This window comes from Streptomyces sp. WAC05374 (assembly GCF_004353505.1).
In the GTDB taxonomy this organism is placed as follows: domain Bacteria; phylum Actinomycetota; class Actinomycetes; order Streptomycetales; family Streptomycetaceae; genus Streptomyces.
This window is the reverse complement of sequence record NZ_SMNQ01000027.1, coordinates 37,017-51,978: the sequence shown is the minus strand read 5'-3', so window position 1 is coordinate 51,978 and position 14,962 is coordinate 37,017. Positions and strand designations below refer to the sequence as shown.

At 69.9% G+C, this 14,962-nt stretch carries 9 protein-coding genes and 1 pseudogene; 5 read left to right on the top strand and 5 right to left on the bottom strand.

Annotated features, from left to right (window positions below; genetic code table 11):
- The 3 genes from glpK to E2B92_RS31015 all read right to left on the bottom strand — a co-directional run bounded on the left by glpK (position 1) and on the right by E2B92_RS31015 (position 3,351).
- On the bottom strand, positions 1–1,527 hold the full coding sequence (glpK, locus tag E2B92_RS31025; protein WP_126886421.1) for a glycerol kinase GlpK: 1,527 nt from the start codon (positions 1,525–1,527) through the stop codon (positions 1–3).
- Positions 1,528–1,558: 31 nt separating this feature from the next.
- A complete protein-coding gene (locus tag E2B92_RS31020) occupies positions 1,559–2,350 on the bottom strand; it encodes an MIP/aquaporin family protein (protein ID WP_126886419.1) in 792 nt (263 codons plus the stop codon).
- Between the two features lie 233 nt (positions 2,351–2,583).
- Complete coding sequence (locus E2B92_RS31015; RefSeq protein ID WP_126886417.1) at positions 2,584–3,351, bottom strand: IclR family transcriptional regulator; 768 nt, start codon at positions 3,349–3,351, stop codon at positions 2,584–2,586.
- 235 nt (positions 3,352–3,586) lie between these two features.
- Here E2B92_RS31015 and metH point away from each other — a divergent pair, with 235 nt between their 5' ends.
- The 4 genes from metH to E2B92_RS30995 all read left to right on the top strand — a co-directional run bounded on the left by metH (position 3,587) and on the right by E2B92_RS30995 (position 11,716).
- Entirely contained in the window at positions 3,587–7,099 is a 3,513-nt protein-coding gene (metH, locus tag E2B92_RS31010) for a methionine synthase (protein WP_133087774.1), read from the top strand.
- A 185-nt stretch (positions 7,100–7,284) separates the two neighbouring features.
- A complete protein-coding gene (locus tag E2B92_RS31005) occupies positions 7,285–7,986 on the top strand; it encodes an HAD family hydrolase (protein ID WP_126884457.1) in 702 nt (233 codons plus the stop codon).
- A 478-nt stretch (positions 7,987–8,464) separates the two neighbouring features.
- Positions 8,465–10,063, top strand: a complete 1,599-nt coding sequence (locus E2B92_RS31000) for an ABC transporter substrate-binding protein (RefSeq protein ID WP_126884456.1) — start codon at positions 8,465–8,467, stop codon at positions 10,061–10,063.
- Between the two features lie 63 nt (positions 10,064–10,126).
- Positions 10,127–11,716 carry an ABC transporter substrate-binding protein gene (locus tag E2B92_RS30995; protein WP_126884455.1) on the top strand — a complete coding sequence of 530 codons (1,590 nt, stop codon included), beginning with the start codon at positions 10,127–10,129 and terminating at the stop codon, positions 11,714–11,716.
- Positions 11,717–11,829: 113 nt separating this feature from the next.
- Here the strand turns inward: E2B92_RS30995 and E2B92_RS30990 are convergent, their stop codons facing one another.
- On the bottom strand, positions 11,830–12,501 hold the full coding sequence (locus E2B92_RS30990; protein ID WP_064069109.1) for a response regulator: 672 nt from the start codon (positions 12,499–12,501) through the stop codon (positions 11,830–11,832).
- Positions 12,502–12,593: 92 nt separating this feature from the next.
- Positions 12,594–13,349 (bottom strand): annotated as a pseudogene (locus tag E2B92_RS30985) (RecB family exonuclease); the annotation flags it as partial.
- A gap of 353 nt (positions 13,350–13,702) precedes the next feature.
- Here E2B92_RS30985 and E2B92_RS30980 point away from each other — a divergent pair.
- Complete coding sequence (locus tag E2B92_RS30980) at positions 13,703–14,947, top strand: site-2 protease family protein (RefSeq protein WP_126884454.1); 1,245 nt, start codon at positions 13,703–13,705, stop codon at positions 14,945–14,947.
- Positions 14,948–14,962: the final 15 nt, after the last annotated feature.

Sequence of the window (14,962 nt, the reverse complement as noted above, 5' to 3'; positions counted from 1 at the left end):
TTACTCCTCGTCCTCGATCCAGCCCATGGTCCGCTCGACGGCCTTGAGCCAGTTCTTGTACTCGCTGTCACGCTTGTCAGCGTCCATGCGGGGGGTCCACTCGGCGGCCCTGCGCCAGTTGGCGCGCAGCGCGTCGGTGTCGGGCCAGAAGCCGACGGCCAGGCCGGCGGCGTAGGCGGCGCCGAGGCAGGTCGTCTCGGCGACCATCGGGCGCACCACGGGTGCGTCCAGGAAGTCCGAGAGGGTCTGCATCAGCAGGTTGTTGGAGGTCATGCCGCCGTCGACCTTGAGCGCGGCCAGTTCGACGCCGGAGTCCTTCGTCATGGCGTCGGTGATCTCGCGGGTCTGCCAGGCGGTGGCCTCGAGCACGGCGCGCGCGATGTGCGCCTTGGTGACGTACCGGGTGAGGCCGGCGATCACACCGCGGGCGTCGGAGCGCCAGTACGGGGCGAACAGGCCGGAGAAGGCCGGTACGAAGTACGCGCCGCCGTTGTCGTCGACCGACGACGCGAGGGTCTCGATCTCCGCGGCGGAGTTGATCAGGCCCATCTGGTCGCGCATCCACTGCACCAGCGAGCCGGTGACGGCGATGGAGCCCTCCAGCGCGTACACCGGGGCCTGATCGCCGATCTTGTAGCCGACGGTGGTGATCAGACCCGAGTACGAGTTGATGATCTTCTCGCCGGTGTTCAGCAGCAGGAAGGTGCCGGTGCCGTACGTCGACTTGGCCTCGCCCTCGGCGAAGCAGGTCTGGCCGAACAGCGCCGCCTGCTGGTCGCCGAGCGCCGAGGCGACCGGGACGCCGTCCAGGACGCCGCCCTTGACGTGGCCGTAGACCTCGGCGGAGGAGCGGATCTCCGGCAGCACGGCCGCCGGGACGTCCATGGACTCCAGGATCTTCTGGTCCCACTCCATGGTGTGCAGGTTCATCAGCATGGTGCGGGAGGCGTTGGTGACGTCGGTGACGTGGTGACCGCCCTCGACACCGCCCGTCAGGTTCCAGATGACCCAGGAGTCCATGGTGCCGAAGAGGATCTCGCCGCGCTCGGCGCGCTCGCGCAGGCCCTCGACGTTGTCGAGCATCCAGCGGATCTTCGGACCGGCGAAGTAGGACGCGAGCGGCAGGCCGGTCTCGCGGCGGAAGCGGTCCTGGCCGACGTTGCGGCCGAGCTCCTTGCAGAGGGCGTCGGTGCGGGTGTCCTGCCAGACGATGGCGTTGTGGACGGGCTCACCGGTGTTCTTGTCCCACAGCAGCGTGGTCTCGCGCTGGTTGGTGATGCCGATGGCCTTGACGTCGGCCGCGGTGATGCCGGCCTTCTCGATGGCGCCGGCGACGACCTCCTGGACGTTGGTCCAGATCTCGGTCGCGTTGTGCTCGACCCAGCCGGGCTTGGGGAAGATCTGCTCGTGCTCCTTCTGGTCGACGGAGACGATGCGTCCGTCGCGGTCGAAGACGATGCAGCGGCTGGAGGTGGTGCCCTGGTCGATGGCGGCGATGAAGGGGCCGGTGGTGTGTGCGTCGGTCACGGTAGCTCCGTAAGTCGGTGAGAAGGACGGCTCAGGCGAACGCGATGTTGTAGATACCCGCGGCGAGGGCTCCGCCGATCAGCGGTCCGGCGACGGGAATCCAGGCGTAGCCCCAGTCGGAGCCGCCCTTGTTCGGCAGCGGGAGCAGGGCGTGCACGATGCGCGGTCCGAGGTCACGGGCCGGGTTGATGGCGTACCCGGTCGGGCCACCGAGCGACAGACCGATGCCGACCACGACCAGGGCGACCATCAGTCCGCCCAGGACGCCGAGGCCCTTGCCGCTGTCGTTGAGGCCCTGGGTGAGGACCGCGAGGACGAGCACCACGGTGCCGATGATCTCGGTGGCGAGGTTCTGCCAGACGTTGCGGATCTCGGGGCCGGTGGAGAAGACGCCCAGGACCGGGCCGGCGTGGCTCTTGGCCTCGTCGTGCGGGCCCTCGATGGCCTTCTCGGCCGGGTCTCCCACGATCTCGCGGTCGGTCAGGTGCGCGTGGAACTGGCCGTAGTACGCGATCCAGACCAGCGCCGCGCCGATCATGGCGCCGAGGAGCTGGCCCGCGAAGTAGACGGGGACGTTCTTCCAGTCCCCGTCCTTGACCGCGATGCCGACCGTGACGGCGGGGTTGAGGTGGGCGCCGGAGAGCGAGCCGGTCATGTACACCGCGGTCAGGACCGCGAAGCCCCACCCGAAGGTGATGGCCAGCCAGCCGGCGTTCTGCGCCTTCGAGCGCTTGAGTACGACGGCGGCGACCACGCCACCGCCGAGCAGGATGAGTACGGCGGTACCAATGATCTCGCCGATGAAGATGTCGGAGCTGGACACCCGCGACTCCTTTGTCCTTCGTCCAGGGGAAGGCGAACCCCGGGTCCCTCCGGTGGTCCGTGCCCTCGGTGAGGGCGATAACCGGCCTCCTGGCGTTGCCACACTCTAGCGCGTATTGCCGGTAGGTGTTCGACAATGCCGACCGATGAACGGCAGTTTTGCCCCCTCGTAAACGTGGCGTCAAGAGTTCTGTTGGCCGAAATGCGTTCGTTACCGATGGTGCGCCCGGGGCGTCAGAAGCGCCCGGCGCCCAGGTCCCGCGAGACCGCGCGGGCGCAGTCGCGCACCGCCGCGACCAGGTGGGAGCGGAGCTCGCCGCCGTCGCCGCAGACCCGCTCCACGGCGCCCGTGATGGCCACCGCGCCGACGGGCATCCGGCGCCGGTCGTGGATGGGGGCGGCCACCGAGGCCACGCCCTCCCAGGTCTCCTCCACGTCCGCCGCCCAGCCGCGCGCCCTGGTCAGGTCCAGCACGGCCTCGAAGTCCTCCAGGTCCGTGATGGTGCGCGGCGTGAACGCCTCCCGCTCCACCTCCAGGGCCTCGGTGTGGGCCACCGGGTCGTACGCGGACAGCACCTTGCCCAGCGCCGTGGAGTGCAGCGGCTGCATGGCGCCGACCTCCAGCACTTGACGGCTGTCGTCGGGCCGGAAGACGTGGTGGACGACGAGCACGCCGTGCTGGTGCAGCACCCCCAGGTGGACGCTCTCGCCGCTGGACCGGGCCAGGTCGTCCGTCCACACCAGGGCGCGGGCCCGCAGCTCGTGCACGTCCAGGTAGCTGTTGCCGAGGCGCAGCAGCTCCGCGCCGAGCTGGTAGCGGCCCGAGGCCGCGTCCTGCTCGACGAACCCCTCCGCCTGGAGGGTGCGCAGGATGCCGTGGGCGGTGCCCTTGGCGAGGTCCAGCGAGGACGCGATGTCCGACAGCCCGAGGCGGCGCTCCCCGCCGGCCAGCAGACGCAGCATCGCCGCCGCCCGTTCCAGCGACTGGATGTTCTTCGGCATCGCCTGGCCCTTCTCCCTCTGTTCGACAATGCTGAACACTATCGGTGGTTGCCGACCTTGAGCCACATCGAGGGAACCCCCCGGTACCCATGCGGACGGACGTCGCGGCCCCCAGCATGCCGTCCACCCCCTGGAACGAGATGTCCACCCCGGCGGGTACGCGGTTACTCTGGCCCGGTGCGCCTTCCTCCGAAGACGCAAAGCCGACAGCCGTCGCACTCCAGGGAGCACATCCATGGCCTCGTCGCCGACCCCTTCCGCTGACAGCAGGACCCGAGCCGCCGCCCTACGGGAGGCGCTCGCCTCCCGCGTGGTCGTGTCCGACGGAGCCATGGGCACGATGCTCCAGGCGCAGGACCCCACGCTCGAGGACTTCGAGGGCCTGGAGGGCTGCAACGAGATCCTCAACGTCTCCCGGCCCGACATCGTCCGCACGGTCCATGAGGAGTACTTCTCCGCCGGCGTCGACTGCGTGGGGACCAACACCTTCAACGCGAACTTCTCCGCCCTCGGCGAGTACGACATCTCCGACCGCATCCTGGAGCTGTCCGAGGCGGGCGCCCGGATCGCCCGCGAGACCGCCGACCGGTTCACCGCCGGTGACGGCCGTCAGCGCTGGGTGCTCGGCTCGATGGGCCCCGGCACCAAGCTGCCCACCCTGGGGCACGTGGCGTACGGCACCCTCCGCGCCGCCTACCAGCAGAACGCGGAGGGCCTGATCGCCGGCGGCGCCGACGCCCTCCTCGTCGAGACCACCCAGGACCTCCTCCAGACCAAGGCCGCGATCCTCGGCGCCCGCCGCGCCCTGGAGATCGCCGGCCTCGACCTGCCGCTGATCTGTTCGGTCACCGTCGAGACCACCGGCACCATGCTGCTCGGCTCCGAGATCGGCGCGGCGCTCACCGCGTTGGAGCCGCTGGGCATCGACATGATCGGTCTGAACTGTGCGACCGGTCCGGCGGAGATGAGCGAGCACCTGCGGTACCTGGCCCGCCACTCGCGGGTGCCGCTGTCGTGCATGCCGAACGCGGGCCTGCCGGTGCTGGGCAAGGACGGCGCGCACTACCCGCTGACGGCGCCGGAGCTGGCGGACGCGCAGGAGGCCTTCGTGCGCGAGTACGGGCTGTCGCTGGTGGGCGGGTGTTGCGGTACGACGCCTGAGCACCTGCGCCAGGTCGTCGAGCGGGTCAGCGGCCTCACGCCGGCCGAGCGCCGGCCCCACCCGGAGCCGGGTGCGGCGTCGTTGTATCAGACGGTGCCGTTCCGGCAGGACACCTCGTACATGGCGATCGGTGAGCGGACGAACGCGAACGGGTCGAAGAAGTTCCGTGAGGCGATGCTGGAGGGCCGCTGGGACGACTGTGTGGAGATGGCCCGTGACCAGATCCGCGAGGGCGCCCACATGCTGGACCTGTGCGTGGACTATGTGGGCCGTGACGGTGTGGCGGACATGGAGGAGCTGGCGGGTCGGTTCGCGACCGCGTCCACGCTGCCGATCGTGCTGGACTCCACCGAGGTCGACGTGCTCCAGGCCGGTCTGGAGAAGCTGGGTGGCCGGGCGGTGATCAACTCGGTCAACTACGAGGACGGCGACGGCCCCGAATCACGCTTCGCCAAGGTGACCGCGCTGGCCAAGGAGCACGGTGCGGCGCTGATCGCGCTGACCATCGACGAGGAGGGCCAGGCCCGTACCCCGGAGAAGAAGGTCGAGATCGCCGAGCGGCTGATCGCCGACCTGACCGGCAACTGGGGCATCCACGAGTCGGACATCCTCATCGACACCCTGACCTTCACCATCTGTACGGGTCAGGAGGAGTCGCGCAAGGACGGTATCGCCACCATCGAGGCGATCCGGGAGCTGAAGCGGCGCCACCCCGACGTCCAGACCACTCTCGGTCTGTCGAACATCTCCTTCGGTCTGAATCCGGCCGCCCGTATCCTGCTGAACTCCGTGTTCCTGGACGAGTGCGTGAAGGCGGGCCTGGACTCGGCGATCGTGCACGCGTCGAAGATCCTGCCGATCGCCCGGTTCGACGAGGAGCAGGTGAACACCGCCCTCGACCTGATCTACGACCGGCGCGCCGAGGGCTACGACCCGCTGCAGAAGCTCATGGCGCTGTTCGAGGGTGCCACCGCGAAGTCGCTGAAGGCGGGCAAGGCGGAGGAGCTGGCGGCGCTGCCGCTGGAGGAGCGGCTGAAGCGGCGCATCATCGACGGTGAGCGCAACGGCCTGGAGGCCGATCTGGACGAGGCGCTCCAGTCGCGTCCGGCTCTCGACATCGTCAACGACACGCTGCTGGACGGCATGAAGGTGGTCGGTGAGCTGTTCGGCTCCGGCCAGATGCAGTTGCCGTTCGTGCTGCAGTCGGCCGAGGTGATGAAGACGGCGGTCGCCCACCTCGAACCGCACATGGAGAAGTCGGACGACGAGGGCAAGGGCACCATCGTCCTGGCCACGGTGCGGGGCGACGTCCACGACATCGGCAAGAACCTCGTCGACATCATCCTGTCCAACAACGGCTACAACGTCGTCAACCTCGGCATCAAGCAGCCCGTCTCCGCGATCCTCGAAGCCGCGGACGAGCACAGGGCCGATGTGATCGGTATGTCGGGTCTCCTGGTCAAGTCGACCGTGATCATGAAGGAGAACCTGGAGGAGCTCAACCAGCGCGGCCTGGCCGCCGACTACCCCGTCATCCTCGGCGGCGCGGCCCTGACCCGGGCGTATGTCGAGCAGGACCTGCACGAGATCTACCAGGGCGAAGTGCGCTACGCCCGCGACGCGTTCGAGGGCCTGCGCCTGATGGACGCCCTCATCGCGGTCAAGCGCGGCGTCCCCGGCGCCACCCTCCCCGAACTCAAGCAGCGCAGGGTGCGCCCGACCGCCGGCGCCGTGGTCGAGGAGCAGGCCCCCGAGGACGGCGTCCGGTCGGACGTGGCCACCGACAACCCCGTTCCCACGCCGCCCTTCTGGGGCACCCGGGTCGTCAAGGGCATCCAGCTCAAGGAGTACGCCTCCTGGCTCGACGAAGGCGCGCTGTTCAAGGGCCAGTGGGGCCTGAAGCAGGCCCGTACCGGCGACGGACCGACGTACGAGGAGCTCGTCGAGACCGAGGGGCGGCCCCGGCTGCGCGGCTGGCTGGACCAGCTCCACACGCAGAACCTGCTGGAGGCGGCCGTCGTTCACGGCTACTTCCCGTGCGTGTCCAAGGGCGACGACCTGATCATCCTCGACGAGAGCGGCAACGAGCGCACGCGGTTCACCTTCCCGCGCCAGCGCCGTGGCCGCCGGCTGTGCCTGGCGGACTTCTTCCGCCCCGAGGAGTCCGGCGAGACCGATGTCGTCGGCCTCCAGGTCGTCACCGTCGGCTCCCGCATCGGCGAGGCCACCGCCGAGCTGTTCGCCTCCGACTCCTACCGCGACTACCTCGAACTCCACGGCCTGTCCGTCCAGCTCGCCGAGGCCCTCGCCGAGTACTGGCACGCCCGCGTCCGCGCCGAGCTGGGCTTCGCGGCCGAGGACCCGGCCGACGTGGAGGACATGTTCGCGCTGAAGTACCGCGGGGCGCGGTTCTCGCTCGGGTACGGCGCCTGCCCGGACCTGGAGGACCGTGCCAAGATCGCCGAGCTGCTCCGGCCGGAGCGGATCGGGGTCCACCTCTCCGAGGAGTTCCAGCTCCACCCCGAACAGTCCACCGACGCCATCGTCATCCACCACCCCGAGGCCAAGTACTTCAACGCGCGCTGAGCGGCGACGGGACGTACACTGGTCGGTCCAGCGCAGGCCGGTCGCTTTCCCAGGCGGGGACCCCGGGCGGAGAACCCGGGGGTCCCGCGGGACTCCCTCCAGGGACGTCCCAGCCGGGGCTCCCACCAGGGGCTCCCACCGGGGAGAGCGATCGGCCTTCTCGTCCCTCTATGGAGGTGTGCCGGATGACCAGTACGGTCCCCGCGTCCCTGACCCGCACGGCCGGGGGTTCCGCCCTGCAAGCCGTCTTCCTCGACATGGACGGAACCCTCGTCGACACCGAGGGGTTCTGGTGGGACGCGGAGGTCGAGGTCTTCGCCGAGCTGGGCCACACCCTCGACGAGTCGTGGCGCGACATCGTGGTCGGCGGGCCGATGACCCGCAGCGCCGGCTACCTCATCGAGGCCACCGGCGCCGACATCACCCTCGCCGAGCTGACCGTGCTGCTCAACGACCGCTTCGAGGCCCGCATCGGCCGCGGCGTCCCCCTCATGCCGGGCGCCGAGCGGCTGCTCGCCGAGCTCGCCGCGCACAACGTGCCCACCGCGCTGGTCTCCGCCTCCCACCGCCGCATCATCGACCGCGTCCTGCACTCGCTCGGCCGCGACCGCTTCACGCTGACCGTGGCGGGCGACGAGGTGCCCCGTACGAAGCCGCACCCGGACCCGTACCTGCTGGCCGCGCGCGGGGTCGGCGCCGAGCCGGGCAGATGCGCCGTCGTCGAGGACACCGCGACCGGTGTCGCGGCCGCCGAGGCGGCGGGCTGCCGGGTGGTCGCCGTACCGTCCGTCGCCCCCATCGCGCCCGCCGACGGCCGCGTGGTCGTACGGTCGCTCGAAGAGGTCGACCTGCGATTTCTGCGGACATTGATCACGTCAATGAACTGATCGCACACTTAGCGTGCGCCGTGGAATAGCGGGGAAAACCCACAGCACCGGAGCGTGCATTTTCCGTTACGCAGACAACGGCTTCCGGGAGTGACCTTGGTCACTCAGCGTGGCGTTTTTCGTATGGCCGGAAACGCCCACATGCCCGGTACGCAACGCTTCGGCACCGTCCATGTGTCCGGATTCATGGAGTGGTGTACGAATCATTCCGGCGCATAGCGATAGATGCGCCCGCATTACTGATCACTGTCTGATGAGGCCTCAACTCGGCCCCGTTCCTGTGCGTGTGGCGTCGCCGACTAATCTCTTGCCGAGAACTTCGCCGCAGTTTCCGCGTGTCCCGTCCGGCCACCATGCCCACGGGAACACAGGATCGATCGCTCTGTATCCCGGCCCGATCGCTCCGCCCCGACCGGGCGGACGCGGTGGAGTGTCCGTACGCCGCTGTACCCAGTGCCGGATGAGGAGAACGTCCAGAATGAACCGCAAGACCTTGGTGCTGCCGGCCGTGCTCGGCCTGCTCGCCCCCGTACTCGCCGCCTGCGGCGGGACCGGCGGCGGCTCCGGCGGTGACGCCATCGTCGTCGGTACCACGGACCAGTTCGCCGCCACCAAGGACGCCTCCGCCCCCTTCGACCCGGCCTTCGCCTACGACACCGGTGTCTGGAACGTGCTCCGCCAGACCGTCCAGACCCTGATGCACGTGCCGCGCGGCGGTGGCGCCCCCGTCCCCGAGGCCGCCTCCCAGTGCGGTTTCACCGACCGGGCGAGCGAGAGCTACCGCTGCACCCTCCGGTCCGGCCTCACCTTCGCCGACGGCACCGCGCTGACCGCGAAGGACGTGAAGTTCTCCATCGAGCGGGCCCTCGCCATCAAGTCGGACAACGGCGCGGCCGGCCTCCTGTCGAACATCGACACGATCGAGACCAAGGGCGACGACCAGGTCGTCTTCCACCTGAAGAGCCCGGACGCCACGTTCCCGTACAAGCTCTCCACCCCCGTCGCCGGCATCCTCAGCAGCGAGAAGTACGAGGCCGGCAAGCTCCGCGACGGCTTCCAGGTCGACGGTTCCGGCCCGTACACCATGCAGGCCGACGTCAGCGGCGAACGCGTCACCAAGGTCGTGTTCACCAAGAACGAGAACTACAAGGGCGACATCAAGGTCCGCAACGACAAGGTCGTACTGCGGTCCTTCGACGACGCCACCGCCATGGGCAAGGCCCTGGAGTCCGGCGACATCCACATGATGACCCGGACGATGTCGCCCGAGCAGGTCAAGGACCTCAACGACAACCCCAAGCCGGGCATCAGGATCACCGAGGTCCCCGGCCTGGAGATCCGCTACCTCGGCTTCAACACCGAGGCCCCGTCCGTCAAGGACAAGGCGGTCCGCCAGGCCATGGCGGCCGTCGTCGACCGCAACCGGCTCGCCCGGTCGGTGTACGGGTCGACGGCCACCCCGCTGTACTCGCTGATCCCCTCCAGCATCACCGCCCACACCAACTCCTTCTTCAACAAGTACGGCGAGCCCAACAGCAAGAAGGCCGCCGGCATCCTGCGCGACGCCGGCATCAGCACCCCGGTGAAGCTGACGCTGCACTACACCAGCGACCACTACGGCGCCGGCACCGCCAAGGAGTTCGCCGCCCTGCGCGACCAGCTCAACGCCACCGGCCTCTTCGACGTCACCACCGAAGGCGCCAAGTGGTCCGAGTTCCGCCCCGCCCAGAAGCGCGGTGAGTACGCCGTGTACGGCCTCGGCTGGTTCCCCGACTTCCCGGACCCCGACAACTACATCGCGCCGTTCCTCGACGCGGACAACTTCCTGAACACCCCCTACGTCAACAGCGCCACGCGCAGCCGGCTCCTTCCCGAGTCGCGCCGCGCGGCCGACCGCAACGCCGCTTCGTCCGCCTTCGCGCAGATCCAGGACATCGTCGCCACCGACGTGCCCGTGCTGCCGCTGTGGCAGGGCAAGCAGTACGTCGCCGCCCGCGACGATGTGACCGGTGTCGAGTGGGCGCTGAACACCTCCTCGGACCTCCAGCTCTGGGAGCTGGGCCGAGGTATCGCCTGACCTGCGGTAATCCGGCCGGGCACACGGGCTCGGCCGGCGAAGAGATCCAGAGGCAAGGTTCCTGTGAAGGCACACAACAAGTGGCTGACGGCCCCGCTCGCAGCGGGGCTTGCGGCCGCACTGCTGAGCGGCTGCGGCGAGGAGAAGAGCGGCGGCGCCGGTGACTCCGGCGGCTCGGTGACCGTCGGCATGTCCGACGAGGTTCTGGCGACGGACCCCGCCGCCGGTTACGACCCGGGCTCGTGGCTGCTGTTCAACAACGTCTTCCAGTCCCTGCTCAGCTTCCCCAAGGGCGCCTCGGTGCCCCAGCCGGAAGCGGCCGACAAGTGCTCCTTCGACCAGGGCGGCAGCAAGGTCTACCGCTGCACCCTGCGCGACGGGCTGAAGTTCAGCAACGGCAACCCCCTCACCTCCGAGGACGTCAAGTTCTCCTTCGAGCGGGCGCTGAAGATCAACGACCCGAACGGTCCCGCGCCGCTGCTCTCCACCATCGGCAAGATCGACACACCGGACGAGAAGACGGTCGTCTTCACGCTGAAGGTGCCCGACGCCACCTTCCCGAGCAAGATCGCCTCGGGTGCCGGCTCCATCGTCGACCACCGCGAGTACGAGGACGGGGCGCTGCGCACGGACGGCAAGGCCGTCGGCTCGGGCCCGTACAAGCTCGACTCGTTCGGCGACGGCGAGGCCGTCTTCTCGCCCAACACCAACTACCAGGGCACGGCCAAGGTCAAGAACGGCGGCGTCAAGCTGAAGTTCTTCCACGGCGACCGCAAGGCGCTGGCCACGGCCATGCAGAAGGGCGAGATCGACGTCGCGTACCGTGGCCTCGCCGCGGCCGACATCGCCGAGATCCAGGCGGCCGACACGTCGGCCGAGAGCGAGTTCGAGGTCATCGAGGGCTCCAGCGCCGAGGTCCAGCACCTGGTGTTCAACGTCGACGACCCGGTCGTCGGCAAGCTGGGCGTCCGCAAGGCCATCGCCTACCTCGTCGACCGCGACGCCCTCGTAAACAACATCTACCGGTCGACCGCCACCCCGCTGTACTCGATCATCCCGGCGGGCATCGTCGGCCACAACACCGCCTTCGTCAACGAGTACGGCGACCAGCCGCAGCCCGAGAAGGCCAAGCAGGCGCTGCGCTCGGCCGACGTCAACGGCAAGGTCGACCTCACCCTGTGGTCGACGCCCAGCCGTTACGGCCCCTCCACCGACGAGGAGCTGAAGGCCATCGCCAAGCAGCTCAACGACAGCGGCCTGTTCAACGCCACCGTCAAGTCGGTCGAGTTCGGGCAGTACGAGAAGGACATCAAGGCCGGCAAGTACGGCGTGTACGTGAAGGGCTGGGTCCCCGACTACCCGGACCCCGACAACTTCACGCAGCCGTTCTTCGGTGAGGGCAACGTCCTCAACAACAACTACGACAACAAGAAGATCAGCGGCACCCTCGTCCCGCGCACCGCCGCGACCCCCGACCGCACCGCCGCGGGCGAGGACTTCGGCAAGCTCCAGGACCTGGTGGCCCAGGACCTGCCGATCCTCCCGCTGTGGCAGGGCAAGCAGTACGCGGTCGCCCGCGACGGCGTCACGGGCCTGGAGTGGACGCTGGACGCGTCCACCGTCTTCCGCTTCTGGGAGATCAAGAAGGGCTGACCCGCCCGACACGTCAGCGGGGTGCCCGACCACCGGTCGGGCACCCCGCTTTTCCGTCGTCGCACGGCGGCCGGCTCACCGCGAGCCGGCCGGCTCACCGCACCCGGGGCGGCTCACTGGGCGCCGGGGCGCACCAGACCGCTCTCGTACGCGTACACGGCGGCCTGGACGCGGTCACGCAGGCCCAGCTTGGTCAGCACATGGCCCACATGCGTCTTGACCGTCGTCTCGCTGACGAACAGGTCCGCGGCGATCTCCGCGTTCGACAGGCCGCGCGCCACCAGCTTCAGCACCTCGACCTCACGGTCCGTCAGCGTGTTCAGCGCGTCCGGCACGGGCTCCTCGCCCGACGGCAGGTGGTCCGCGTACTTGTCGAGCAGCCGGCGCGTGATGCTCGGCGCGAGCATCGCCTCGCCCGCCGCGACCACCCGGATCGCCTGCACCAGCTCATTGGCCGGCGCGTCCTTCAGCAGGAAGCCGCTGGCCCCGGCACGCAGCGCCTCCACCACGTACTCGTCGAGGTCGAACGTCGTCAGCACCAGCACCTTCGCCGGACCGTCCCGGCCCGGCCCGGTGATCTGCCGGGTCGCCTCCACACCGTCCATCCGGGGCATCCGGATGTCCATCAGCACGACATCGGGCTGGAGCGCCCGCACCTGGTCGAGCGCCTGGAGGCCGTCGCCGGCCTCACCGACGACCGCGATGTCCTGCTCCGCCTCGAGAATCATCCGGAAACCGGTGCGCAGCAGCGGCTGGTCGTCGACCAGTAGGACGCGGATGGCCACAGGTACTCCTCCAAGGCTCGGCTGTCCGGCCCATTCTGCCCTGACCGTCCCACCCGGACCGAGCCGCCTCACTCCGGCCGTGGCGCCGGGACGACGGGCAGCGGATACACCGGGGGAGTGCCACCGAACTCGGGGCAGACCGACTGGTGGTCGCACCACCCGCACAGCTTCGTCGGACGCGGCCGCCAGTCGCCCGTGGCGGTGGCGTGGGCGATCGCCTCCCACAACGCCTGGAGCTTGCGCTCCACCCGCAGCAGGCCCGCCTCCACCGGGTCGTACGTCAGCACGTCACCGCTGCCCAGGTACACGAGCTGGAGCCGGCGCGGCACCACACCCTTCAGCCGCCAGACCACCAGGGCGTAGAACTTCATCTGGAACAGCGCGCCCTCGCTGTACTCCGGACGCGGTGCCTTGCCCGTCTTGTAGTCGACGATCCGCACCTCGCCCGTCGGCGCCACGTCGACCCGGTCGATCACCCCCCGCAGCCGCAGCCCCGACTCCAGCTCGGTCTCCACGAACAGCTCCCGCTCCGCCGGCTCCAGCCGCGTCGGGTCCTCCAGCGTGAACCACCGCTCGACGAGCTGCTCCGCCTCCGACAGCCAGCGCGCCAGCAGCTCCCCGTCCGCGTCCCCCGCGAACAGCTCCCCGAGCTCCGGCCTGGACTCCAGCAGCCGCGTCCACTGCCCCGGCACCATCGCCTTCGCCCGCGGCACGGTCCGCTCCACCGCCGGGTCGTCGAAGAGCCGCTCCAGCACGGCGTGCACCAGCGTGCCGCGCGTCGCCGCCGCACTGGGCTTCTCCGGCAGCTTGTCGATCACCCGGAACCGGTACAGCAGCGGGCACTGCATGAAGTCGCTCGCCCGCGACGGCGACAGCGAGGCGGGCGGCCGCGCGCCCACGGGCCCGCCGTCACCGGCCGGTCCGGCCTGCTGGGGCGCGCCGGCCGCGACCGGGTCGGCTGTCGCGACCGGGTCGGCCGGGCCTGCCGGGCCCGTCGGGCCTGCCGCGCCCGTCGGGTCGTCGCCCGCGCCGGACGGGCCGGCCGGGCTCGGGGCGGAGGACGGGCTCGGGGAGCTGGAGGGGCTCGTGGTCATGGCACAGAACCCTACGGCCCGGCACTGACACCGATCGGCATACCATCGACGCCAGACCCTCCCACACTGCATGATCGTCGTGTGACGCTTCACACCGAAGGGAACCTGTGAACAAGGACGACGAGAGCGGCGAGCACCCCCGCCCGCGGTCCGACCCGGCCGGAGCCGCTCCCGACAGCGGAAAACCGCGGCGGCCACGGGAAGGCGGCGGCATCCTGATGGGCCGCCTCTTCGGCGTGCCCGTCTACGTCGCCCCGAGCTGGTTTTTGGTCGCGGCCCTCATCACCTGGGTCTTCGGCGACCAGATCGAGAGAGTCCTGCCCGAGCTCGGCGGCGCCCGCTACCTGGTCTCCCTGTTCTTCGCGGTCGCCTTCTACGCCTCCGTCCTCGTGCACGAGCTGGCGCACACCATCGCCGCGCTCCGCTTCAAGCTGCCGGTGCGCCGCATCCAGCTCCAGTTCTTCGGGGGCGTCTCCGAGATCGAGAAGGAGTGCGAGACCCCCGGCCGGGAGTTCGTGCTCGCCTTCGTCGGCCCGCTGCTCTCGCTGGCCCTCGCGGCGGTCTTCTACGGCGCGATGTACGCCGTCGAGCCCGGCACCGTGCCCGGTGTCCTGCTCGCCGGCCTGATGATCTCCAACCTCATCGTCGCGGCCTTCAACCTCCTGCCCGGCCTGCCGCTCGACGGCGGCCGCATGCTGCGCGCCGTCGTCTGGAAGGTCACCGGCAAGCCCATGAGCGGCACCGTCGCCGCCGCCTGGGTCGGCCGCGCCCTGGCCGTCACCGTCCTCATCGGCCTCCCGCTGCTCACCCACACCGGGGCGCTGGGCAACGAGACCCACGAGATCAGCGGCCTGACGACCGTGATGGACGCGCTCCTCGCCGCCATCCTCGCCGCGATCATCTGGACCGGAGCGGGCAACAGCCTCCGCATGGCCCGGTTGCGCGAGCACCTGCCCGAACTGCGCGCCCGCACCCTCACCCGGCGCGCCGTCCCCGTCGAGTCCGACACCCCCCTCTCCGAGGCCCTCCGCCGCGCCAACGACGCCGGCGCCCGCGCCCTCGTCGTCGTCGACGGCCAGGGCGAGCCGCAGGCCCTGGTCCGCGAGACCGCCATCGTGGGCGTCCCCCAGCACCGCCGCCCCTGGGTCGCCGTCAGCGGCCTCGCCCAGGAGCTCACCGACGGCATGAGGGTCCCCGCGGACCTGGCAGGCGAGGCACTCCTGGACCGGCTCCGCGCGAATCCGGCCACCGAGTACCTGGTGGTCGAGGAGTCCGGCGAGATCTATGGCGTCCTGTCCACGGCGGACGTGGAGCGGGCCTTCGTCCAGGCCATGGCACGGCCGGGTTCCTGAAGCCCATACACTGGT